The organism is Streptomyces sp. NPDC102274, assembly GCF_044766385.1.
Classification (GTDB): domain Bacteria; phylum Actinomycetota; class Actinomycetes; order Streptomycetales; family Streptomycetaceae; genus Streptomyces.
This window is the reverse complement of sequence record NZ_JBIWLW010000018.1, coordinates 61,745-84,197: the sequence shown is the minus strand read 5'-3', so window position 1 is coordinate 84,197 and position 22,453 is coordinate 61,745. Positions and strand designations below refer to the sequence as shown.

The window sequence follows — 22,453 nt, the reverse complement described above, 5'->3', positions numbered from 1 at the left end:
GGTGCTGGTCACCAGTGCTCGCCGTCCCCTCGTTCGTATGCGTCTCCTCGCTCGTACGCGTCTCCCCGTGCGTACGCGTCATCGCGTGCGTACGTGTCATCGCGTGCGTACGTGTCCGCCGTCTCCGCCGCGTCCACCCGGTCGGACTCGGGGCTCTGGCGCGACCGGACCGTGTCCACCACCCCCATCCGCAGCGGCGTGAGCCGGATCAGACCGGCGTACCGCCCCGACGAGGTCCACAGCGCCTCCTCCGGCTGGCCGGAACCGCTCGTGCGCCAGGCGTTCTCGACCTCGCCGCGCACGGCCTCCGGGGCGAATCTGATCCAGACCGCCGCCGCCGGGTCGCGGCTGAGCAGTGCTCCCTGCTCGGGTGAGGACAGTTGCACCACGATCCGCCGGTCGGCCTCCGCGCCGACCAGTTCGGCCACCCGGTGCGGGTCGGTGCCCAGCAGGTTCGCCGAGGTGGTGCGGGTGCGGTGACCGGCGGCGAACGGGGGCGGGGCCAGCACGCCGTTGCGCTGCAGGTGATGGCGCGCGGTCGACAGCAGCTCGCGGACCCGTGCCTCGGTGCGCCCGACGGCGAGCGTGCCGGCCTGACCGCGTTCGACGGCCCCCCAGTAGGGCGCCATCGCGACCAGCGCCGCGTCCGTCAGATCGCCGGCCAGGGTGGCGACCAGCTCGGGACCGCCCTCGCCGCTCTCGCGGTCGAGCCAGCGCGGAACCCCGGCGGTGCGGTCCCCCCACGGGGCGGCGGACCCGGCGGCGCTCTCCGTCTTCGCCGGTTCGTCCCAGGAGGGCCCGTCCTCCGAGGCGTACGCGCTCGCCCAGTCGGTGTCCTCGTCGTCGGCCGTGCCGAAGGCGCCCGTCTCCAGGGGCGAGGCGCTGGTCAGCCAGTCGTCCTCGGCGGCCGGCCCGGCGCCGCTCGTATCCGCGACCGCGGGCCGGTCCGGCTCGGGCACCGCCTCGGCTTCCGCCGCGGCGGCCGTCGCCCGCAGCATGCCGGCGACGGACCGGGCCGCGTCGGCGCAGTACAGGCGCTCCTCGGCGGCCCAGTGTTCCCGGACGGCCTCGGCCAGCAGGCCGTCGAGGCCGTCCAGGGCCCGCCGCAGTACGGCGGTCCCGTGGCCCTCGGCCCAGAAATCGGCCGACTCGCCCCACAGCCGGCGCGTCGTCTCCACCGCGACGCCGAGGCCCACCAGCAGTCCGGCGGCGCTCAGCCAGAGCGGGGGCTCGGCGACGTACGCCACCACCACCCCGGCCAGCGCGCCGCCGACCGCCGCGACCCGGGGCACCAGGGACCAGCGTCCTGGCCGCCCCGCGCCCCGCAGCCGGGCCGCGCCGACCACCGCCACGGCGATGAACACCAGCGGTACGAGGACCGCGAGCGCCGCCAACGGCCCCTGCCACAGGGCCCCGAGCAGCCCTGCCGCGGCCGCCACCGGAGCGACCGCCGGGCCCGGCACGGCAATGCCGCCCGTCGGCTTGTGCTGGGCCACCGCGTCCGCGGAGTGGTTGGCGAGCCTCGGCAGCAGCGCGGAACCGGGCACCGGCTCCACCCGCCCGGCCAGCCCGGTGAAGCGCTGGGCCACCGCGCGCAGCGCCAGTCCCTGCCCCAGCAGCTTCCCGGCGAACTCCCGCAGGCCCTCGCCGATCCGCTCGCCCACGCCCTCGGCCGAGGGCGCCCGCAGACCGAGGGTCGCGAGCCGGGCCGCCGCCTCGGCGGCGGACGGCGTCGCGCCGGAGCCGCCACTGCGCAGGGCCGTGCCGACGAGGTCACGGTAGCCGTCGAGCGCCCGGCGTGCCTGGTCGAGGTCCGCCTCGAACGCCTCCCTGCGGGAGCCGCTCAGCAGCCCGGGGAGGGAACGCAGCCCGGCCTGCGCGTCCTCGGCGTCGGCGAGGGCGTCGGCGCAGGCGCGGTACGCGTCGTCCGCGACCCCGCCGGCCACCCGGTGCCGCTGGTCGAGGCCGCCCCGGCCCGCCACCAGCCCTCGCAGCGGCTCCGGCAGATCGACGGCGGACCAGGCGCTCACCGGAAGGTCCGGTACGCGTCCGCCGTCGCCGCCCGCGAAGCCGTCCTCGCCCACGGAGGCGTCCTCGCCCGCGAACCGGGTGAGCGCGTCGCGCCAGGCCCGGTCGCGCACCTCCGGCGGCAGATCCTGCTCCAGCAGCCGCACCCCGGGTGCGGCGACGGCGTCGGGCAGCGACCCGAGGTCGTCGAGCACCCGCAGGAAGACGTCCGGCACCGACAGCAGATCCACCAGGACCGCCAGCGCGTCCGGATCGTCGGGCGCGGGCTGTTCGAGCGCCGTACGGGCGGAGCGCAGATCGCCCGCCCACAGCAGGGCGATACCGGAGCCCCGCAGCAGCGCGGGGCGCAGCAGCCTCCGGTCGGGCTGGAACGCCTCGTTCTCACCGGCGTACGAACCGGGCGCGCTGCCCACCAGCAGCACGAGGACCCGGACCTCGCCCACGGCCCGGTAGGCGGTGATCAGTTCGTACTGTCGCTGATGGTCGGTCAGCCCGGCCGGGGTGTCGACCACCAGGAACAGCGGGTGGTCGGGCTCCGGCAGCCCGGCCAGGCCCAGTTGCCTGGCGACCTTGGCCCGCAGGACCTGGGCGGTGTCGAGCTCCGCCGCCCCGGCGCGCAGGTCGAGATGGATGACGGTGGTGACTTCTTCGGACGTGATCACCACCCATCACCGCCCGAGGGGTTGCGGCCGGGGCCGCCGCGGCCGTCACGGGCATCGGGGTCCTCGTCGGCGTACGCGCGGCGGGGATCGACGGGGTCCCAGGGCGCCGAAGGCTGGTCGGCGTCGCCGGAACGGCCGTTGACGCCGTCCCCGGAGTCGCGCCGGGGACGGTCGCCGTATCCCTCGCGGCTGTCGTACGCCTCGCGGTCGCCATTCCGGTCACCGCTGTCGTACGCCTCGCGGTCGGCGTGCGTCGCGCGGGTGCCGCCGGCCGCGTACGTGTCGGCGGAAGCGCGCGGCGCGGTGCCCCAGTCGTCGTCATCGGCCACGGCACGCCGGGGTTCCGGAAACTCCTTGCCGACGCGCGGCTTCGGCGTCCTGCCGTGCACGTGGTCCAGCAGCGTCCGCAAGGTCGGCTGGCTGGCGCGCTGGTCCCCGAACTCCGTGTCCAGCGCGGCCGGCAGGGTCTCCGCCCAGAACTCCCACAGCGGCTGTACCCACCCCTCGACCCGCTCGCCGCCGCGCTCCCGACGGTCCCTCAGCAGCTTCAGCTGGCGCGGTGCGATCTTCTCGACCAGCTCGACGAAGAGCGGATCGGGCTTTTCGACGTCCCTGGCGAGACCCAGCGGATGCGCCCCCATCAGTTCGCGGCAGTAGTCCTCGACGGTCCGCTCGTCGTCGAGCACGGTCCAGCGTTCGTACGAGCGCAGCAGCTCCGCCCAGCTCGACACGTCACCGGGGAAGTCCCCCAGCCGCAGCCGTACGCCGGGCACGTTCTCGCCCTTCTCGGGGAACAGCCGCAGCCGCACCCGGCCCGGCGACGCGGAGTCGCCGTCGACCACGTCCACCTGGCCGTTCCACATACAGCAGAGCAGCCGGTGCAGGATGTTGCGGCGGTCGTCCTCGCTGCTCACCATCCAGCTGTCCCGGAAGCCGAGCCGCTGCCGCCACCGCAGCACGTCCTGGGCCTGCTCGGAATCCTTCGCCCTGGCCCACTGCCTGAGCACCTTGCGGGCCTCGGGCACCTGCGTGAGGCTCATCTCGCTGCGGAAGAGGACCACGGTGATCGAGTCGCTCTCCACCCCCCGGAACTCCACGGAGTTCTTGGCGTCGGTGGGCAGCCGCAGCGCCTTGCCGAGGTACTCCTGCACCTCCTCCACGGCCTGCACGCGCGGGTACGTGACGAGCGCCCGCAGCGGTCCGGTGCCCTCCGGGGTGAAGCCGACGGGCAGCAGCCCGGTCAGTTTGCGCCCGAACAGTTCCAGCGCTTCCTTGCTGACCTGGTCCGTGGAGTCCGCGTCACCCGCGGCGGCGGCCAGCAGGGTACTCATGGGCGGCAGCAGCGGGCGCTCCTCCAACTGTTCGCCGCTCTCCGCGAACAGCCGTGTGATCCGCCCCTCCAGCTGTGCCTTGACGACCGCCACCGCGCTGTCCGGGCTGCGGCGGCTGAGGGAGTGGACCTGGCGCCAGGTGTCGCCGTCGATCATCTTCAGCAGGAGCGTGGCCTCGTCGTCGTTCTCGCGCAGCCCCTCCCGGCGGATCATCCGGGTGACCAGGTCCTCGTAGAAGTGGTTGAGGGTGCGCTGCGGCGGCAGCAGATACGAGATGCCGGTGCGGTCCTCGTACAGTTCGAGGCCCTTCTGCGCGGAGACCTTGCGTTCCCGGTCGGAGTGTTTGCGGAAGGAGTTCACCAGCCGCCCGAGGTCGGTGCCCGCCACGTCCGCCTGCGGCTGCCAGCGCTGCTGCTGCTCCCGCCACGCCTCGTGCCACACGGTCCGGCTGCGCCACTGGTACCAGGTGTCCTGGTCCCGGAGGGCCGCCTGTACGTCGTCGTCGCCCCAGCGAGCCGGGGACATGCCGGCGAGACGGCCCTTGATCCGCGGGCTCTTGGGCGGCTGCTCGGTCACCCCCGGCGGGCGCTGGGGCGCGGTGGCGCGGCTGTTGAGCATGCCGAGGAAACCGAGCCTGGCGATCGGTTCCTCGCTGCCCGGGACGCCCCTGACGACGCGTTCGGCCAGGAAGGGGTCCACGGTCTGGAGGAGCTTGTCGATGGCGGGGCGCGGGGCGAACCGGTCGGCCATCGCCGAGGCCTGACGGTCGGCGATGGACTGGAGATCGGACAGCAGCCGCTGCATGTCCGCGATCCGCTCGCCCAGCGCCTGCTCGATGGCCCGGCTGCCGCGCGGCAGCGGGTCGGGCTCCGGCACCGTCAACTGCTTGCGCTCCCACAGCTCTTCGAGGTACGAGTCGGTGAAGAGCTGGCGGATTATCGGCACCGCGGTCTCGCGGAGCGCGGCGCGTGGCCGCTCCACGAGATCGGTGACCGCCTCCCGCAGCAGCCGGCCGGCCACCAGATCGGCCAGCTGGTCCATCGGCGCGGTCATGGAGGCCACCAGACTGGTGGAGACGCCCTGCCTGCCGATACCGGTGGGGGACAGGGCGCTGCGCTGCACGCCCCGGTTGATGAAGCTCGCGGCGAACGTCTGGAAGTCGTCGTCGGCCGCCGTCGACCGTCCCCGGGAGCGGGCGTCGCCCAGTTCGGTGCCGATCAGCGACATCACCAGCGAGACGATGGAGCGGCGCAGATCGTCCTGGCGGATGCCCGCCGTCGGGCTGAACAGGAACGCCGTGGGCAGAATGCCGGTCCGCAGCCGGATCGGCTGCATGCCCGGGTAGTGGATGCCGAGCCCGGACTCATGGTCCAGGTCGCCGATCTCCGCCCCCTCCGTCGGCGCGTTCTGTCCGTCCACCAGCCGGAACAGATCGACCAGCGCACGGGCCGCGTTGAGCTCCGCCTCCCGCCCGCCGCCCGCGGACGAGGAGAACGAGGACGGCATCACCACCAGCGGGTAGATCTTGACCCCGTCGAAGCGGCGCAGCTGGAACGCGTAGTTGATCAGATGCAGATAGTCCAGGAAGATCCCGGCGCCGGTGCCGCCGGCCACCGAGAAGGCGACGAACACATCGCAGCCGTTGACCTTTCCGCCGCCGAGCTCGCTCAGCTCACCGGCCGACCTGGCGATCGCGTCGATGGCCTGGAGCAGGGGTTCGAGGACCGGGGTGAGGCTGTGCCTGAGCGTGGCGAACAGGGCCGCGCGCCCGACGGTGGGCAGCTGGCCCGCGCCGTTGTGCAGCGGAGTGACCTTCGGCTCGTCGATGCGCGGCGGCAGCCAGTCGGCGACCTCGTCGCGCAGGCTCGCCCGCAGCATCTTGGTCACCTCCGGCGAACTGTCGAAGTTCGGCAGCAGGTTGTGGGTGGCCCGGGAGGTACGGGCGTACGCGGCCCGCAGCGACGGGTCCACGTTGAACTGCGGCAGCCGCTGGAGGTCGGACTCGCTGTAGTCCGCGTACACGAACTGGAGGCAGTCGGGCAGCTGGTAGGGGGCGTGGCCGCTCAGATGACTGAGCGCCACACCGTCAGGACCGCACAGGTCGGCGCGCAGCTTGCGCTCCAGCTCGGCGCCGACCAGGCCACCGGTGCCGCCCAGGCCGACGAAGAGCATCGGCTGGAAGATTTTCATGAGGTTTCCTCCCCCTCGCGGCCGTACCTGCGGCCGGTTCGTGCTCGATACGTCTGTGGATTCACGTCTGTGGACTCCTCGCGCGTCGCGGCGCACCCGCCGCGACGCGCCGCCCCTGTCACAGGTACGACTCGTAGGTGCTCGAACTCCCGCCCTCACCGGTGGTGGGGGTGGTGGGCGCGGTAGGCGTGGTGGTCCGTGACCGCGAGGGCCGCGGCCGACGGGTCTTGGTGGTGCGGGTCTCCTCGCCGAGCGAGAGGCTCAGCGTGTCCGTCAGCGGCACCTGGCCGTTGGCGGGCAGCCGGGTCCGTCCGCCGCCGCGCTTGCGCAGCACCGCGCCGCCTTCGGGACTGCGCTGGACGGCGTACGGGCCGTGGTTGCGCCGCTCGATGCGCGGGCTGCGGTGGGGTTCGACGACGGCGAACTCGTACCACTGCTTGTGCCCGTGCCCGGCCGGGTGCTCGCCGAGGATGTCGCCCCTCTCGGAGACCAGTCGCAGCACGAGGCCGAACGGGTCCCTGCGGGTACGGCGCTGGCGCAGCCAGGCGAGGACCGCCACGACGACGAGCGCGACCACGGCGACGGCGGACAGGAACGCCCACCAGTACTTCTCCCAGATTCCGGGCTCCGGCGTCACCTGTACCGAGAGCGGGGAGCGCACCAGCGTCCGGTCGTCGTCGGTGGTGTCGACGACCGTGACGGTGCCGCCGAGCCGCAGCCCGTCGTCGCCGAGGCGGTCGCCGAAGACGTCTTCGGGGGCGACCTCGACCGTCACCGTCCGGGTCCCCGACTCACCCGGCTTCACCTGGATCTCGGCCGGTGTGACCGAGAGCAGCCCGTCCTGGAGGTCGGCGACGGACAGCCGCAGGGTGTGCGGGGTGTCGCTGGTGTTGTGGACGGCCAGGGTGCCGGTGACCGAGGAGCCGGGATGGGTGTCCGCGTCGGGCAGGGTGAGCGCGGTGGTGACGGGCAGTACGCCGGGCGCGATACTGCCGTCCTCGCAGCGGGTGTCGGCGCTCAGCCCCGAGGCGGTCAGCGTGCCGCACACCTTCACCGCGCCGCCGGCGTTCTTCGGGATCCGCATGGAACCGGTGAAGGAACCGTCGCTCCCCTTCGGGTCGGTCCCCTTCCCGTCGTCGGTGAGGCTCAGCGCCAGCGGGGCGAAGCCGTCGCCGGTCAGTTCACCGCGGACCCGCAGCCCCGCGTAGTCGCGCGGGTCCTTGATCTCGTACCCCTCGCGGGTCTGCAGCCGCATGGTCACCGTGGTCTTCTCGCCGGCCTGCGGCGACGGCGGGTCCATGGTGATGGAGCCGCGCAGCTCGCCCTGCCACAGCACGCTGACGCCGACGGGCAGGGAGCGGTGCCCCTCGGGCGCCTCGGCCTTCACCTTCCAGATACCCGGGACGGGGTCGACGATCTTCAGCGCCTCGACGGTGCCGCCCGCGCCCGCCAGTTCGAACCGCGAATCACGGTACGACCCGGAGGTGGGCACCTCGTGGCCGCTCGGGTCGAGATAGGTGACCGTCACCTCGGGGTCGCCCTTGTCGACCACGATGCTGCCCACGGTCGCCAGCGGCGAGATACCGATCTCCAGGGTGGTGGGCGGCCGGTTGCTGGGGCCCGGCTGGTAGCGCAGGCAGTGGGCGGCGGCGAAGATCTTCTCCAGCGTCGGTCCGACGTCCTTCGCCCCGGAGACCTTGCTCGCCTTCGGACGGGCGGAGGGCAGCTCGACGCAGCCCTTCTGGTAGCCGCCCGCGGCGATCCGGTCGAGCTGCTCCTTGTCCGGGGCGGGACCGAATCCGAGCGGCCAGATCTGGATGCGCTGCTCGGCCGCGTTCTTCAGCTCCAGCTCCAGCTGGCGTTCGCCCTCGGCCTCGCGGTGCGCGGGGTCGCCGTACTTGGGGCTGCCGCTGACGTCCATCTTCCCGTCGGTGAGCAGGAACAGCACGCGCGGCACCGACGGGTCGGTGCCGGTGCTGAGGTCGTGCACGCCCTGGCGTATCGCGCTCGGGAAGTCGGTGCCGGTGCCCTCGCTCTTCTTACGGCTGCGCAGCTTGCCGACGCACGTGCCGACCGACTCGCGCCCCGCCGCGTCCAGCGTGGTGCGCGGGCACACCGGGTCCACCGCGCGCTGGCCACCGGACTCGGCGGCGGCGAAACCGAAGACCGTGACGTTCGAGGTCGAGGAGACGTCCCCGAGCGCGATCCGGGCGGCGGCGGCCTTCTCCGCCTTCATGTCCTCGGGCGCGAGACTGGCGGACTCGTCCACGGCGACCGCGTAGTTGACGGATGTGAAGGCCGGTTCGGACGCCGCCGCCGGGACCGGACCGGCACCGGCGGGCGCCAGCAGGGACACGAGCACCGCGGCGCCGCCCAGCGCGCCGACCGCGCCGCGGCGCGCCCAGCCCTTCCTTGTCCGCTCTCTTCCCCTGAGTGTTCCCACGACCGTCCCCTTATTTCGTCTCTGCGTGGTCTGCGCGGTGTGCGTGGTGGCGCGGTGTGCCTGTAGTTGCGTGTCGGCGCGGGTCAGCGCGCGGTCAGACTCCAGATCAGTGCGAGCGCCACCGCGGGGGCCAGCGTGCTCACTCCCCAGCGGATGGCCCGGTACTTGGCGGACAGGATCGAGCTGACGTCCACGGCCTGTATGAGGAGCCACCCGGCCAGGTCACGCCCGGCCTCGGTGACCTCGGCGGACAGCCGCGCGAAGTCGCGCGGGGCCAGCAGATCGCCGAAGTACGTCACCCCGTCCTGGCCGCGGATCGTGCCCGTACGCGGCATGAGCGCCCGGACCAGCGCGGTCACCGCGATCGCCCAGAGCACGCCGGCGACGACCAGCGTGGCGTCGGCCGCACCGTGCCAGTCGGGCGCGCCGTGCCGGCTGATCAGGAACGCGGGCAGCGCCAGCGCCCCGGAGAGCAGTACGCCGGCCTTCGAGTCGGCCCGGCCGAGGTCCTCCCTGACCGTGCTCAGCAAGCGCTCGGCGATACGTTCCCCCGCCCGGTCCGGCCCGTGCAGACCCCCGTCCGGCACGGGCCCGACCGGGTCGGGGGAGGTGCGTGCGCCGCTGTCGGCGGTCATCAGTCCTCCTCCGCCCAGGACCATCCGTCGTCCCGGCCGCGGTTCCGGCGGCGCGGCGGCTCCGGTACGGCGTCCTCGTCCTCCGGCGGGCCGGGCCTGTACCCGGCCCGGGAGGGCGGTTCGTCCGCCACCCAGTCCGGGGTGAACTGCTCGGCCGCGGGCGGATCGAGCTGCGGGGTGTCGCGGCGGGCGGGCAGCGAGCCGATCGGCCCCTGGACGCGGTGGCGGCCCCGGTTGAGCAGCTCCAGCGCCTGCGTCTCCACGTCGTTGGACTGGATCTGGCCGCTGGCGACCATGTCGAAGAGCCGCTCGACGCGCTCCTTCTCGTCCTGCCTGCCCTCCTGGCGGATCTTCTCCAGGAAGTCCTTGGCCGCCTGGGGTTCGGCCGCCAGCATGTAGCTGAGCTGGTCCAGCTCCCCGCCCTGCAACATGGCCCGGAACCTACTCTGGTGCACCCGTGTCACCTCGGCCGAGGCGTGCGCGTCCCGGATGTCGTCCATGTGATGGATCGTCCTGTCGTCCACCCGTAGCCGGACGTACAGCCGTACCCGCAGGCCGAATTCGGCGCCCAGGTCGTCCCAGCGCCCGCCGGCGCAGTTGCGGGTGATGGCGCGGTCGGCCTGTTCCGCCTGGGACACCGGGAATTCCGAGGAGACCTCGCGCAGCCGCTCCAGCGTGGGGGCGGTGAGCCGCTGCGCGACATCGGTCACCACCTGGGTGGCGGCAAGATGGGGATCGGTCACGGTCCAGTGGATGTCCACCTCGGCCTTGAAGAAGGTGGTGCCGCCCGAGGCCGGCAGCTCCATCTGGAGTGTCGTGACGAACGTGCCGAGCGCGATCTCGCAGATGGTGTAGGGCCGGGCCAGCGCCCGCTTGTCGTAGTGCTGGACACCGGAGACGGTGGCCACGCTGTAGCCGCCGTTCCGGTAGAACAGCACCGAGGCCGTCCGCGCGCTCGTCTGCCGGAACGGACCCGTCGGCGCGTAGTCCCGCAGGAACGGTCCCGCGGGTACCGAGCTGTCGGACGCGCCCCGGTCCGCCGCCACGCCCTCGTTCTCAGCCATGCCTCTCCTCCTCGCCTGTCCGGTCCGGCGACGGGACGGCGAGCCACCACAGGGAGCGCGCCTGCGCGTCGGGGAGCGGATTCTCCGGATCGTTCATCATTCGGCGCAGCAGCCAGTCCAGCCGCCGCCGGTCGTGCTCCTCGGCCGCCAGCGCGGGCAGCAGCGCCGCCAGCCCCGGCCGGGCCCACTCGGTGCCGTCCTTGCGCACGGCCGAGCGCAGCAGCGCCTCCAGCGCGTCCATGGCCACGTCCTTCGACCGCGGGGTGTTCAGCGCGGTCCACAGCAAGTCGGCCATCGGGCGGACGAGTTCGGGCCGGGTGGCGGCGAGGGCGAGCGGGAGCGGCCAGTCGCCCCGGTCGCCCAGCGGGGAGCCGGGCTCGGCGGCCGGTACCTCGTCCACCCCGGTCGACGCCAGCCGGACGGTGGTCACCAGACCGAGGTCCTGGTACGCCTCGCGCTGGTGGTGGGTCCAGTCCGCCATCCGCCGCAGCACCTTCGCGACGTCCGGGAGCGCCAGCAGCCGTACGACATTGAACGAGGCGGCGGCCAACTGGTCGCCGTTGTCACGGATCCCGATCCGGGCCAGCGCGTCCAGCGCGGCGTCGGTCGTGGCCGCGGCGTTCCCGTAACCGAGTGCCATCGCCGCCGTCCAGCGCAGCGACTTCGTCCCGTGCCTGCTCCAGTCGTCGACCAGCTTGCGCACCGCCTTACGGTGCGAGGCATGGCCGGCCGCCTGGTCCATCGTGGTGGCCGCGAAGATCCTCCGGCGCGGGGTGGCGGCCTCGGCGAGCGGCCGGATCAGCTCCCCGTAACTGTGGTCGAAGTCCCGTACGCACAGCTCCCCGGCGGCCACCGCCGCGCGCATCCACACATGCGGGCGCGGGTCGTCCGACAGCAGCCGCAGCCAGCGCACGACCGGCGCCCGAACGGGGAAGTGCCGGTCCCAGATCTCGGCCAGCACCGCGGCGGGCAGGGCCGAGCCCCGGTACCAGATCAGCCGCGCGTCCACCTCGGCACCGGCCACCTCGACCCGGCCGTCGGTCGGTTCGGCGCGCGAGAGCGCCAGATCGGATTCCGGGTCGTCGCAGAACAGCGGGCGGGCCGGGGTGTTGTCCGGATCGCTCTGTACGGACAGTTCCCAGGTGAGCAGATGGGCGGCGGCGGCCACGGCGCTGTGCGGGGCCCCGCCGAGTACGGCGAGCGCGATACGGAACGCCACCGGATGGAACAGCGCCGCCGTACCCGACCGTGCCACGCCCCCGTCCGTGGCGGCGGCCGGGAGCGCGGCCAGCGCCCGGTCCACCCCGGCGAACCACTCCTGGGCCTGGCCGGCGGCGAGGCTCCGGCAGCCGGACAGCAACTCCTCGTAGGAGAGATCCCCCAGCAGATGCCCGGCCAGCAGCGACGCGAGCAACTCGGCCTCGGCGGGGCGCAGATCCGCCAGCCCGACCGCGTCGCGGACCTCCTCGCGCTCCGCCAGCTCCTCGGCGGCGGTGAGCAGGTCTTCCAGGCGGGGGCCGCCGTCCGGGGCTCCGGCGGCGTGGTCCGCCGTCCTCGCCCGATGGTCCTCCAGCCTCTCCCGCAGCCGGGTGGTGAGGAGCTCCTGGGTGGGCGCGGGCGGGCAGATCATCCCGTACCGCCCGGTGAGCAGCGGGTTCGCCGCCGATCCGAGCGTCACGACGATCACCGCGAAGGCCCCGCACCCGCCCAGGGCCGCCGCCAGCCCGTCCAGGTCCATCGCGTCCGGCGGCAGCGAACCGGGCCTGGTGAGGGCGAGTTCCAGCAGATATCCGGTGCCGCGACGGTCCTCCGCGCCGTCGCCGCTCAGTAAGCCGGCCAGCCCCCGCACGCCACCGTCCGGATCGACCCGCGACACCCGGGGGCCCGCCCCGGGCTCCGTGCCCGCGCCGGCCGTGACCTCGTCGAGGAGGGAGAGCGCGGTGCTGGTACGTCCTGTGCCGGGCGCGGCGCCGAGCACGAGTAATCGGCGGGCCACGAGCGCGTTGCGCAGCCGCACGTACCCCTGCGGTTCCACATGGATCCTGCGCAGACCGCGCAGTTCGTCCTCGGGGACGGGTCCGCTGCGCATCCCCGCACCGGACTGGCGGGAGTCCAGCCGCAGATGGATGTCGCCGATATGGGCGCTCTGGATGAAGGAACGGTCGAAACTGTTCAGGTCGCGGCCGGTGTCGAACAGCATCCGGGTGGAGTGGCGGGCCCGCGAGGCGGCGGCCAGATCGGTGGGTCCGTCGTCGCCCTGCTCCTCGGCGAGCGGGTCGCGGGTGTGCTCCTTGAACCGGCCGGTGGCGCGCTCCCGTTCCCGTTCCCGCTCCTCCTTCTCCCGTTCTTCCTTCTCCTGCGCCGAGGTCTCGCCGTCGGCGGAGCCGCCGTCACGGTCGGTGCGGCCCTCTTCTCCGCGGGGCCGGTCGTCCCTGACCCGGTCGTCCCTGACCCGGTCGTCGGGCAGGGGTGCTCGTTCGGGGGCTCCGGCCGCCTGCTGTTCGTCGGACATGAGGCTCAGCCCTTCTGCTGGGGAGCGTCGGTGATCCGTCCGATGTGCACGGTCTGCTCGTAGACGTTGTCGGAGTGCTGGGACATGTCGCCGTGGACGGTGTAGTGGGCGCGGGCGGTACGGGGCCGGTCGTCGGCGTCGTCGTCAACCCGCCTGTCCGAGGCGGGCGGTGGACCAGCGGCGAGAGGCCGGTCGGCGGCGGGCGGTGCGTCCGCGGCCTTCGCCGGGTCACCGGCCGATATCACCGGAGCGGGCCGCCCGGGAAGGTGGAACCAGGCGTTGACATCGCCTTCCTTGATCTTCAGTCGGGCCAGGGCGTAGTGCGCGGGCTCGATGAACTTGCCGCCGCTGCTGACCACGTCCTCGTACAGCGAGTCCGAGACCACCAGCACGAGATCGGCCCGCTCGGCGTCCAGCAGCCGCCGGGCGACGGGGGAGTCGGCCAGCCGGCACGCGAGATCGACCGCGCGCCCGCTGATGCCCCGGTCGTCGTGGCGTACCGGGCCGACGTGCATGCCCACCCGCAGCCCCAGCGGTACGCGCAGGGCGCGGTTCTCGTCCCGCAGATTCTCGTGCACCTCGACCAGCCAGAGCCCGAGCAGCCGGGTCACCGCGATCCGGCCGGCCACCGCCACCAGCACACCGTCGCCGCGGTCCTCCATGTGGACGGCGTCCGGCGCCACCTTGGCGTGGGTGAAGGCAGCTTCGAGGACCCGGTAGATCCGGGCGCGCATACGCAGCTTTTCCACATCGTCGTACTCCCCGGAACGCCGCGCGTCGACGCTGATCACCAACTCGTAACGCGCCTCGGCGACATCCATCGCGTCGTGGTCCACCCCGTGCCCCCTGTTCTGATCGCTTGCCGTCCCCCATCAGCCTCGCGCCCGGAACGAAAGCCGTCTGTAGCCGTTTACACACGACGGCCGGGTCCTTCGTTCCGGTTCCCCGCCCGGTTCTCTACTCCTGATGACCGTCCGCGAGGAGGGCGAGCAGAGCCGGGTCGAGGATCTCCACTCTTCGGTTGCCCGTGCGCACGATCTGCTGGCCGCGCAGCAGGCGCAGGGCCTTGGCGACGGCTTCCCGGGTGGCTCCGACGGTGGCGGCCAGCTCGTCCTGGGCCAGATGTACGACGGCGCCCGCGGGCACCGTTCCCGTGTCGGAGGGGGGCGCCATGGAGGAGGTCGCCACGGAGAGCGCGTACGGGCCGGAAGGTTCGGCCCGGGACAGCTCGGTGAGCCGGCTGGCCAGACGCTGGAGAACCGTGAGGGACGCGAGCGCCGACCGCTCCTGGTCGGCGCTGCGGAGCCGGAAGGTGAGCTGGCGTATCACCAGTCCGCTGACCCGTGGGTGGAGCGCGAGAAAGCGCCGGAACGCGTCCCCGGAGATGACCTGGGCCTCGATGGGGCCCAGCGCGCGCACGGTGGCGCTGCGGGGATGGCTGTCCAGCGCGGCCATCTCGCCGAGCAGCTCACCGGGGCCCCGCAGCCCCAGGATCAGCCGGGTGGCTCCCCGGTCCGTCGCGACGGAAACGGTCGCCCATCCGCGAAGTATGATCATGATGTGAGTGGACCGGTCGCCCTCCGTCAGGAGACGGGCGTCGGCCGCGAAGCGCTTCCGGTTCCCGAGAGCCATCACGCTCTCGTTCTCCCGGTCGGTCAGCGCGCGCGCGAACGCCAACTCGTCGCCGAGCAGCCCCATGGCCACTCCCCCCACGGCAGTCAGGACGCTGGTTTTCGTAGGGGTCGATGGTCGCAGAGTGACGTTCTGGTTGGAGCGAAACGCGCCACCTTGCCCATACGGGCCGGTAATCACCGAACCGGCAGCTAGCGTGCCGCGACCGGCAAGGTTTGCCCGTCGAGGAGCGGTGGCCGGTGCGTGTGATCGCAAGGCGGCCGGAAGTCCTGGTAGCGGAGCTACCTGGGCTTTTGGCCAACGCCGCGAGCGCGCGTGCTGGGCGCCGCGACGGGGCAAACGTTGCCGGGAGGGGCACTGGACCGCCCGAGCGCGCCGCGCCCCGGTCACCCCGTCACCCCCGGACCCTCCGTACCGCCCTGCCCACTCCGCCCGCCCTGTCCTCCGATCCCACCGACGACCCGGAGGTCAGGTCCCCCGCACGAGCGAACCGGGCGCATCGACGGGGCATTCGGACAGGCATCGCGGACTTGGCGGAAACTCGGGTTTCCGGCGCCTACATGGTGATTCGAGGCCGGTAAAGGGGAGTCGCGCCGGACGGGTCTTACGGCCGGGGCGTCCCGGCCCGGGGCAGATCCAGTGTGGCGACGGCTCCGCCGGGGGTGGTGCCGACGTTCGCCAGGGTGAGGCGGGCGCCGATGACATGGGCCTGGCCGAGGGCGATGGTGAGGCCGAGGCCGTGGCCGCGGCCGCGTTCGGTGGCTCCGGTGCGGAAGCGCTGAGGGCCGTGGGCGAGGAGTTCCGGGGGGAATCCGGGGCCGTGGTCGCGTACGACGATGCTCGTGCCGTCGATCGTGACCCCGACCGGCGCCGCACCGTGGCGGTGGGCGTTGAGGACCAGGTTGGTGACGATGCGGTCGAGGCGGCGGGGATCGGTCTCGGCGACCGGCTGACCGGTCACCGCGATGACCGTCTCCAGGCCCGTGCGCCGTACGGACTCCGCCACCAGGTCGGCGAGCGGCACCGGTCGGGCGTCGGCTTCTTCGGCCCCCGCGTCCAGCCGGGAGATCTCCAGGAGGTCGTCCACGAGGGCGCGCAGCACCTGGACGCGGTCGCGGACGAGGCCGGTGGCCTCGCTCTCCGGGAGGAGGGAGGCGGACGTGACGAGGCCGGTGAGAGGGGTGCGCAGTTCGTGGGCGACGTCGGCGCCCGAGCGGCACGTATCCGAAGAACCCCCACCGACATCCACCTCTCCCGGCCCGGCGCACGCGGGAACCGCGTACGCCTCCGAGCCTGGGAGACGAACGCATCCAGCCGATCAGGACCGTGCGTCCGGCACCGCGCGGATGTGTGTCAGCCAGGTATCGGCCCCGCATGCCCGGTCGGGCACGGGCGGAGGACACGAGAGCCGGACCCGGGGAGGACCGGAGCCGGGAAGGACCGGAGCCGGGAAGGACCAGAACCGGGACAAGGCCCGGGTCATACCTTCTTGACGACGATCCTGTCGGGAACCAGCCGCTCCAGGTCGTCCACGTCGGAAGTGAAGACGGTGACCTGTCCGGTCTGCCGTCGCGCGATAACGGCGAGTACGGCGTCGATCGCGTATTTGTGGCCGTGCGACCCCGTATCGGCCAGGAGCCGACGGGCTTGCCGGGCTTCGTCCTTCCCGATGTCGGCGACACTGATGCGGGAGAGGACCCAGTCCCAGCGTTGTTCGGTGGTTCTTCCGTCGTACGCCTCGACGAGGGTCATCGGAGATGTCACCACCTCGGCTTCACCACCGGCGGCGAGTTCGAGTCGGGCGATCATCATCCGATCCCCGCGGACGGCCAGCGACAGCGCCTCGCAGTCGAGCACGAAGACGCGCGGCGGCGCGCTGTGATCACCGCTCCGCTTCTTCACGCGGCTTCCCCGGAGGATTGCTTCCTGGCAGTGCGGTGCTCGTGCTCGGCGTCAAGATCGTCCAACTCGTCGCGCACGGCCGCCCGCTCGCTCTCCGTGACCGGCCCGTGTTCTTCCTCCAGCCAGTCGACGAGCTCTCTGAGCCTGTCGCGGTCGCGCTTGAGGCGCAGCGCTTCGGCGACGTAAGCCGACATGCCCCGCTCGCCTGCCTCGGCACGGATCTCGTCAAGGAGATCCTCGGGGATCGTCACCGTCACTTTTTTGGACGCCATACAAAGCACCATACTTCGGGTGTCAGTCGCCTTACCAGCGCTGTCGCCTGTCGAGCCGCACGCAGGGCCTACCCGATTCGATATTCCAGGTCAAGCTCCGCCACAGGATTTCAGAATCGTACATACGTTCTGAGGGTGAATATCCAGAGAGTGCGATACGGCTGCGCCGAGATACCGGCACTCTGCTGAGGGCCGACCTCAGCGGCGCTCGCGGCGGGGACTGCCCCGGCGGGGACTGCCGCGACGGGGGACTGTGTGGTGACAGCCGGGGGGAGCACATGTGACGGCTGAAGAAGATCGCGGCACCGCTGCCCCTTCGTCGGCGTACAGACAGGCGCACAGACATCCGAGTCGGCCGGCCGGTGAGGACCGGCCGCGGGACGTGCCGCGCCATGTCGCCTGCGTGATGGACGGGAACGGCCGGTGGGCGGCACAGCGGTCGTTACCGCGTACGTCGGGTCACCGCGCGGCGGAAACAGCGGTGATCGACGTCATCGAGGCGGCGCGGACAGCGGGGGTGGAGTGGCTGAGCCTGTACGCGTTCTCCACCGAGAACTGGCGACGCCCGAACGGCGAAATCGACTTCCTCATGCGGCTGGTGCGTCGCGTGGTACGCAAACACGCCCCGCTGCTGCACGCGCGCGGCATCCGCTGCCGGTTCCTCGGAGTGGCGGACCCGAGGATCCCCGCACCGCTGGCCCGGGACTTCGCCGACCTGATGACGCTGACCGGTGCGAACCGCGGCATGACGCTGACCGTGGCGTTCGACCACGGCGGGCGCCGGGACATCGTCGAGGCGGCACGATCCCTCATCCGCAGCGGGGTGTCCGCCGATGCCGTCGACGAGCGGCACTTCGCCGCTCATCTGCCCTTCCCCGACACCCCTGATGTGGACCTCGTCATCCGGACCTCCGGCGAACAGCGCATCTCCAACTTCATGCTCTGGCAGGTGGCCTATGCCGAGTGGATCTTCCCGCCGGTGCTCTGGCCCGACTTCCACGCGCCGCACTTCCTGGAGTGCCTGCACACCTACCGGCAACGCGATCGTCGCTTCGGCGGCGTGACTCCGCAAGCGAACGGAGAACCTCACCCGTGACGGACACCGGCAGCAGCCGCCCGCAGCGCACCCGTTCCGAAGCCGCCGATCACGACGGTGACTCCGCTCGGCCGACGCCTGAGACACAGCCCGGAGCTCTGTTCGGCCCCGACTCGCAGTTCCACCGGTTCTTCAACGATCCGCGCTGGGCACTGGCCGTACTCAGAGCCACGGTGCTGGAGGCCGCCCACCCGCAGATCGGCGCGGCCCTGATCGACAACTCGACGTTCGTGGCGCACCCGTGGCGGCGGCTGCGCAACACCCTCGTGAGCCTGCAGCGCATGTTCGGCGCCGATGACGAAATCCGGCAGAGGGAGGCGGCGCGGCTCAACCGTCTGCACGCGCGGCTGAGCGGTACGGACGCACAGAACCGGCCCTACGACGCGATGGACCCCCAGGTCCGCGCCTGGGTGGTCGCGACGCTGTTCGAGAGCTCCGTCACCATGTGCCGGCTGAGCGGGCAGCCGCTCGACCGGACCACCATGGAACAGCTCTACGCCGAATTCCGGGCATTCCTCGGGGCCTTGGGGGATCAGGCCGGCCATCTGCCGCCCACGCTGAAGGAGTTCTGGCAGTACTACGACCACATGGTCCAGGAGGAGCTGGAGGACACCGAGGCCCTGCGCATCATCCTCTACAAGCTCTTCGACCATCTCCCGGCGCCGCCTCTGCTGGACGGCCTGCCCACCGTGTGGGCGGCGGGTCGCGCGCTCGCCGGCCCGGTCATCGGCACGATCACCGTGGCGTCCCTCCCCGAACCCTTCCGCCGACGGGCCGGTCTGCCCGAGATCCCCGGTGCCCAGGCGCTGATGCACAGCGTCTACATGGCCGCCGGCCTGGCACGCTTCCTGCCCGACAACTGGCTCCAGACCGAGTACGTCACCGGCCTGCTCCACCTGTCCCCGGACAGCGACGACCCCCGCTACGCGTCGCTCACCGCACTGCGCGGCCGGATGACGAGGGCCGGCGCCCTGTTCCGGCTGGTCACGCCCTTTTCCGAGCAGCACGGTCCGGCAGAGGGGGCCGGGCCGCAGCGGGATGCCGGAGAATTCTTCACCGCCGTACTCGACCAGACCGGGGACGGCTATCTGGACTGGCCCGATCTCGCGGCCATGGCACGGGAGTTGTCCTCCCGCCTCGATCTGGACGAACCGGCGGAGACCAAGCTCTACCACGCGTACGCCGAGTGGTGGAGGGAACTTCAGGCGGCTCTCGACGCCGACGGCGACGGCCGTATCAGCAAGGAGGAGTACGCCGCCGGTGTCCCCTCCCTCGCCGGGCCCGCGCTGATCAGGGTCGCCGAGGTGCTCTTCAGCGCCACCGATGCGGACGGCGACCAGTTCATCGACGCGGACGAATACCGGGCCCTGTTCCGGACCGGGTTCCGGCGTACCCTGGCCGGCGCCGACGCGAGGTACTCCCGCAGCGCGTTCGTGAAGGACTTCCTCTCCTTCATGTCGGGTCGTGAGCGCTCGACCGCCTTCGACCCGCTGCTCGCCGACGCGTAGGCCCTGTCCGGTTCGTCAGACGATGACGGGGATGGCCTCGGCGCGGTTGGTGGCCCAGTTGGTGACGATGGGCTTGTCGACGTTGGCGGTCTCGGGGAGCTTGAGTTCGGCGGGGTTGGGATCGTCGTCGGCGGTGGCGATGATGACGTTCTCGAATTCCTTGCCGTCATTGTTGTTGGTGGTCTTGGGGCTGATACCGGTGTAGGCGACGGCGGAGCCGGTGAGCTTGATGGGGTCTTCGCCACCCTGTCCGACGGGGGAGGCGACGCCGTCGGCGCCGGAGCCGAAGGACACGCTGGGGGTGTTGATCTCCAGGTAGCAGGTGATGCCGGACTTGGCCTTGGCGGTGACGAGGTAGTAGCCGCCGGCCTGGGACTCCGAGGTGATCGTGAAGTCCAGGTCGTTGGTGCCGCAGGACTGCCCGTAGCCGCTCTTCCCGCCGTCGCTGGAGTCGGTCTTATCGGTGGAGCCGCTGGAGTTGGAGTCGGAGCCGCTGGAGTTGGAGCCGTCGGTGGAGGAGCCGTCGGTGGAGCTGTCGCTGGAGGAGCTGTCGCTCCCGCCGCTGCCGGCGGAGGCGACGGCGGAGGGGGCCGCGGAGCTGCCGGAGTCCGCGAGGTCCTCGGGGCCGCAGGCGGTGGCGGTGGCGGCGAGAGCCGTCACGGCCGCGGCGGCCAGGACGAGACGGGCGGAACGGGCGGCGAGACGCGAACGCATCATGATCTCCAGCGGCTGTCGGTTGCGGTGTTTCCTGCTGACACCGATGACACTAGGGCCGAGTCGATCCTGAAATGATCCTGCGAATGTCCGGGTTCTGTCTCAGCAACTTCGGTTCCAAGAGACGGCGTTGGATTGCACCAACCCCAGCTCAAGGGGCATGTCCGGGACCAAGCGTCAGAACTGACGGAACACGTCGCGCATCACTACGGGTCCGGCGCCGGGCCGGTCGCCGGGGACTTCCGTAGCCTGACCGCCGGCGTCCGCAGGCCGTCGGCCGACTCCCGAACCTCTCCCCCACCGACGTCGAGGCACCTCACTGAGTCCCACTGGGTCCCACTGGGTCCCACTGGGTCCCTCGCACCTTGTACAACAGTTCTTCAGGTGACCCACAGCGTCCTCATAAGGACGACCGGCAGGCTCTCCGCAGTTGCCCGAGCTACGAGGAGAGCCACATGAACGACTACGACCCCACAAGCCACTCGCCGGCCGAGTCGGCCCCGGCGACCATGGCCGTGCGAGCACGTCGGCCAGGCGCACGGAGGTTGCTGTCGAAGAAAAAGGGTGGCTGGATCCTGGCCGCCGGGCTGACGTGCGCGGTGGCCGGAGTCACCGGTGGCGGTACGTCCGCCGCGGCGGACTTCTCGTCGTCCGCCTCGCCCCTTTCGGCCACAGCCACGTCGTCACCGACCGCGACGCCCAGCGTGCCCGCCGGTGGCGGCCCCGTGGCCGACCCGTCCGCCGGGGGCGCGACCGGCATCGTCGACACCACGTCCACGTCGGGCTTCACCATCTCGACGGCAACGGGTGTGAAGGTGACCGTCGACGAGACGTCCGCCACGACCTACCGGAAGGGAACCCACCACGCCCCGGCGAGCGCCGTGAAGAAGGGCGCGAGCGTCCTCGTCCTGGGGACGGTCGACAGCGCGACCATCGCGGCCGCGCAGGTCATCGTGCAGCCTGGGGGTGACGGCGGAGCCGCGGCGGCCCAGGCGGCAGGGGTGGTCCCGTTCCAGCAGGGGACGCCGTCACCGGCGAAGTCGGTCGGTCGGATCCCGGACTACACCGAGGGCGAGGGCACGATCGTCGGCGGGACGACGGCGTACAAGGCGACGAAGGCCGCGCAGGCAGTCGTCCCCGGAGGCGTCAACAACCGTGTGGTGAAGCTGAGCGACGGCGAGTACGAGGTCCACAACGTCGCCGTCAACTGGCCGCACCACGTCTTCGTCAGCAAGGACTTCAAGGTCCTCGGCTACGAGTGAGCCGCCCGGGTGGGAGCAGCGGGTGGGGCACAAGGGAACTCGAAGGGAACTCGTAGGTGACAGCTCGTTTACGAACGAGCGGAACACGCAGCGGAGTTGACGCCGTTCACCGAGTTACCGGACCGTTGAGTCCACTGAGTCCACCCGAGTCCCATCCGACACTTCACGGAGGCCCGGAACCATGTCCCAGAACCAGCCCCACCTGTCCCGTCGCAGGGTTCTCGGCGGTGCCGCCGCCGCGCTCGCGGTGGCGGCCGGCGCCGGCACGGCGAACGCCGCTTCCGGCACCCCGACTCCCGCGTACCCGACCGTGTTCCCGCTTCCCGACGGTTTTCTCCCCGAGGGGATCAGCATCGGCGGAAAGCCGTACGCCTACATGGGCTCGCGCGCCAACGGTGCCATCTACCGCACCGATCTGCGCACCGGCAAGGGCGGATTCATCTACGCGGGGGCCACCGGCACCGTGGCCATAGGACTGAAACTGGACCATGACGGCCTGCTCTACATCGCCGGAGGCGGCGGCGGATCCGCGCGGGTCATCGACTCCAGAACCGGCAAGCTCGTGACCACGTACCAACTCACCGACGAGACCGGCCACTTCGTCAACGACGTCATCCTGCTCGGCGGTCGCGCCTGGTTCACCGACTCGCGCGACAGCATGCTCCACGGCGTACCGCGCGGCTGCGAAGGAAAGGTTCTCAGCCTGCCGCTCAGCGGCGACTGGGTGCAGACGCCCGACGTGAACAACGCCAACGGCGTCGTGGGCACCCCCGACGGCCGAGGGCTGATCGTCGTCAGCAGCACGTCCGGCAAGCTCTACCACGTGGACCTCAGGACCGGTCGTGCCACCGAGATCGCGCTGAGCGGCGCGGACAACGTCTCCAACGGCGACGGTCTCGTCCGCATCGGTCGTACGCTGTACGTCGTACAGAACCGGCTGAACCTCATCAGCGTGTTCGATCTCGACGCCAAGGTCCGCTCCGCCACCCTGCGCCGCACGATCACCGACCCCCGCTTCGACGTCCCCGCCACGGCCGCACGCTGGGGTGATCGCCTGTATCTCGTCAACGCTCGCTTCACCAGCCCCCAGACGCCCGAGACGACGTTCAACGGCGTCGCCGTTTCCATCTGACGCGGGGGCGCTCCGGACAACGCGCGGGACCGACGACTCCGCCGAGGAGAAGGCCCGCCACCGTCAGCGG

The 22,453-nt window shown here is 71.8% G+C and carries 15 protein-coding genes and 1 pseudogene; 4 read left to right on the top strand and 12 right to left on the bottom strand.

Annotated elements, in window-relative coordinates; genetic code table 11:
• Positions 1–8: 8 nt before the first annotated feature.
• The 11 genes and pseudogenes from ACIRQP_RS23800 to ACIRQP_RS23750 all read right to left on the bottom strand — a co-directional run bounded on the left by ACIRQP_RS23800 (position 9) and on the right by ACIRQP_RS23750 (position 16,671).
• A complete protein-coding gene (locus ACIRQP_RS23800; protein WP_403893139.1) occupies positions 9–2,690 on the bottom strand; it encodes a hypothetical protein in 2,682 nt (893 codons plus the stop codon).
• Positions 2,687–6,211, bottom strand: a complete 3,525-nt coding sequence (locus ACIRQP_RS23795) for a tubulin-like doman-containing protein (protein WP_403893138.1) — start codon at positions 6,209–6,211, stop codon at positions 2,687–2,689. The genes ACIRQP_RS23800 and ACIRQP_RS23795 overlap by 4 nt, the downstream gene beginning before the upstream one ends.
• 118 nt (positions 6,212–6,329) lie before the next feature.
• Positions 6,330–8,654, bottom strand: coding sequence for a VWA domain-containing protein (locus tag ACIRQP_RS23790; RefSeq protein ID WP_403893137.1), 2,325 nt, complete (start codon positions 8,652–8,654; stop codon positions 6,330–6,332).
• A gap of 83 nt (positions 8,655–8,737) precedes the next feature.
• Positions 8,738–9,289, bottom strand: coding sequence for a Pycsar system effector family protein (locus ACIRQP_RS23785; RefSeq protein WP_403893136.1), 552 nt, complete (start codon positions 9,287–9,289; stop codon positions 8,738–8,740).
• Positions 9,289–10,353, bottom strand: a complete 1,065-nt coding sequence (locus tag ACIRQP_RS23780) for a hypothetical protein (RefSeq protein ID WP_403893135.1) — start codon at positions 10,351–10,353, stop codon at positions 9,289–9,291. The genes ACIRQP_RS23785 and ACIRQP_RS23780 overlap by 1 nt, the downstream gene beginning before the upstream one ends.
• The gene (locus tag ACIRQP_RS23775) at positions 10,346–12,865 is read right to left on the bottom strand and encodes a hypothetical protein (protein ID WP_403893134.1); all 2,520 of its coding nucleotides are present in this window, start codon (positions 12,863–12,865) and stop codon (positions 10,346–10,348) included. Before ACIRQP_RS23775 ends, ACIRQP_RS23780 begins: the two co-directional genes overlap by 8 nt.
• Before the next feature lie 5 nt (positions 12,866–12,870).
• The gene (locus tag ACIRQP_RS23770; RefSeq protein ID WP_403893133.1) at positions 12,871–13,701 is read right to left on the bottom strand and encodes a hypothetical protein; all 831 of its coding nucleotides are present in this window, start codon (positions 13,699–13,701) and stop codon (positions 12,871–12,873) included.
• A gap of 121 nt (positions 13,702–13,822) precedes the next feature.
• Complete coding sequence (locus tag ACIRQP_RS23765) at positions 13,823–14,563, bottom strand: Crp/Fnr family transcriptional regulator (protein ID WP_403893132.1); 741 nt, start codon at positions 14,561–14,563, stop codon at positions 13,823–13,825.
• A 538-nt stretch (positions 14,564–15,101) separates the two neighbouring features.
• Positions 15,102–15,713 (bottom strand): annotated as a pseudogene (locus ACIRQP_RS23760) (sensor histidine kinase); the annotation flags it as partial.
• Positions 15,714–15,976: 263 nt separating this feature from the next.
• Positions 15,977–16,399 carry a hypothetical protein gene (locus tag ACIRQP_RS23755; protein ID WP_403893131.1) on the bottom strand — a complete coding sequence of 141 codons (423 nt, stop codon included), beginning with the start codon at positions 16,397–16,399 and terminating at the stop codon, positions 15,977–15,979.
• Entirely contained in the window at positions 16,396–16,671 is a 276-nt protein-coding gene (locus ACIRQP_RS23750) for a CopG family transcriptional regulator (RefSeq protein ID WP_403893130.1), read from the bottom strand. Before ACIRQP_RS23750 ends, ACIRQP_RS23755 begins: the two co-directional genes overlap by 4 nt.
• A 382-nt stretch (positions 16,672–17,053) precedes the next feature.
• Between ACIRQP_RS23750 and uppS the strand changes: the two genes are divergently transcribed.
• On the top strand, positions 17,054–17,767 hold the full coding sequence (uppS, locus tag ACIRQP_RS23745) for a polyprenyl diphosphate synthase (protein WP_403893129.1): 714 nt from the start codon (positions 17,054–17,056) through the stop codon (positions 17,765–17,767).
• The gene (locus ACIRQP_RS23740; RefSeq protein ID WP_403893128.1) at positions 17,764–19,275 is read left to right on the top strand and encodes an oxygenase MpaB family protein; all 1,512 of its coding nucleotides are present in this window, start codon (positions 17,764–17,766) and stop codon (positions 19,273–19,275) included. Before uppS ends, ACIRQP_RS23740 begins: the two co-directional genes overlap by 4 nt.
• Positions 19,276–19,290: 15 nt before the next feature.
• Here the strand turns inward: ACIRQP_RS23740 and ACIRQP_RS23735 are convergent, their stop codons facing one another.
• Positions 19,291–19,989 carry a DUF4232 domain-containing protein gene (locus ACIRQP_RS23735; protein ID WP_403893207.1) on the bottom strand — a complete coding sequence of 233 codons (699 nt, stop codon included), beginning with the start codon at positions 19,987–19,989 and terminating at the stop codon, positions 19,291–19,293.
• 455 nt (positions 19,990–20,444) lie between these two features.
• Here ACIRQP_RS23735 and ACIRQP_RS23730 point away from each other — a divergent pair, with 455 nt between their 5' ends.
• The gene (locus tag ACIRQP_RS23730; protein ID WP_403893127.1) at positions 20,445–21,251 is read left to right on the top strand and encodes a hypothetical protein; all 807 of its coding nucleotides are present in this window, start codon (positions 20,445–20,447) and stop codon (positions 21,249–21,251) included.
• Between the two features lie 181 nt (positions 21,252–21,432).
• A complete protein-coding gene (locus ACIRQP_RS23725; protein WP_403893126.1) occupies positions 21,433–22,383 on the top strand; it encodes an SMP-30/gluconolactonase/LRE family protein in 951 nt (316 codons plus the stop codon).
• Positions 22,384–22,453 lie beyond the last annotated feature (70 nt).

Bases quoted from the DNA above. Each gene is read 5' to 3' on its own strand.
- ACIRQP_RS23750 (WP_403893130.1), bottom strand. From the start codon at position 16,671: ATGGCGTCCAAAAAAGTGACGGTGACGATCCCCGAGGATCTCCTTGAC.
- ACIRQP_RS23725 (WP_403893126.1), top strand. From the start codon at position 21,433: ATGTCCCAGAACCAGCCCCACCTGTCCCGTCGCAGGGTTCTCGGCGGT.
- ACIRQP_RS23780 (WP_403893135.1), bottom strand. From the start codon at position 10,353: ATGGCTGAGAACGAGGGCGTGGCGGCGGACCGGGGCGCGTCCGACAGC.
- ACIRQP_RS23795 (WP_403893138.1), bottom strand. From the start codon at position 6,211: ATGAAAATCTTCCAGCCGATGCTCTTCGTCGGCCTGGGCGGCACCGGT.
- ACIRQP_RS23730 (WP_403893127.1), top strand. From the start codon at position 20,445: ATGAACGACTACGACCCCACAAGCCACTCGCCGGCCGAGTCGGCCCCG.
- ACIRQP_RS23775 (WP_403893134.1), bottom strand. From the start codon at position 12,865: ATGTCCGACGAACAGCAGGCGGCCGGAGCCCCCGAACGAGCACCCCTG.
- ACIRQP_RS23765 (WP_403893132.1), bottom strand. From the start codon at position 14,563: ATGGGGCTGCTCGGCGACGAGTTGGCGTTCGCGCGCGCGCTGACCGAC.
- ACIRQP_RS23735 (WP_403893207.1), bottom strand. From the start codon at position 19,989: ATGCGTTCGCGTCTCGCCGCCCGTTCCGCCCGTCTCGTCCTGGCCGCC.
- ACIRQP_RS23785 (WP_403893136.1), bottom strand. From the start codon at position 9,289: ATGACCGCCGACAGCGGCGCACGCACCTCCCCCGACCCGGTCGGGCCC.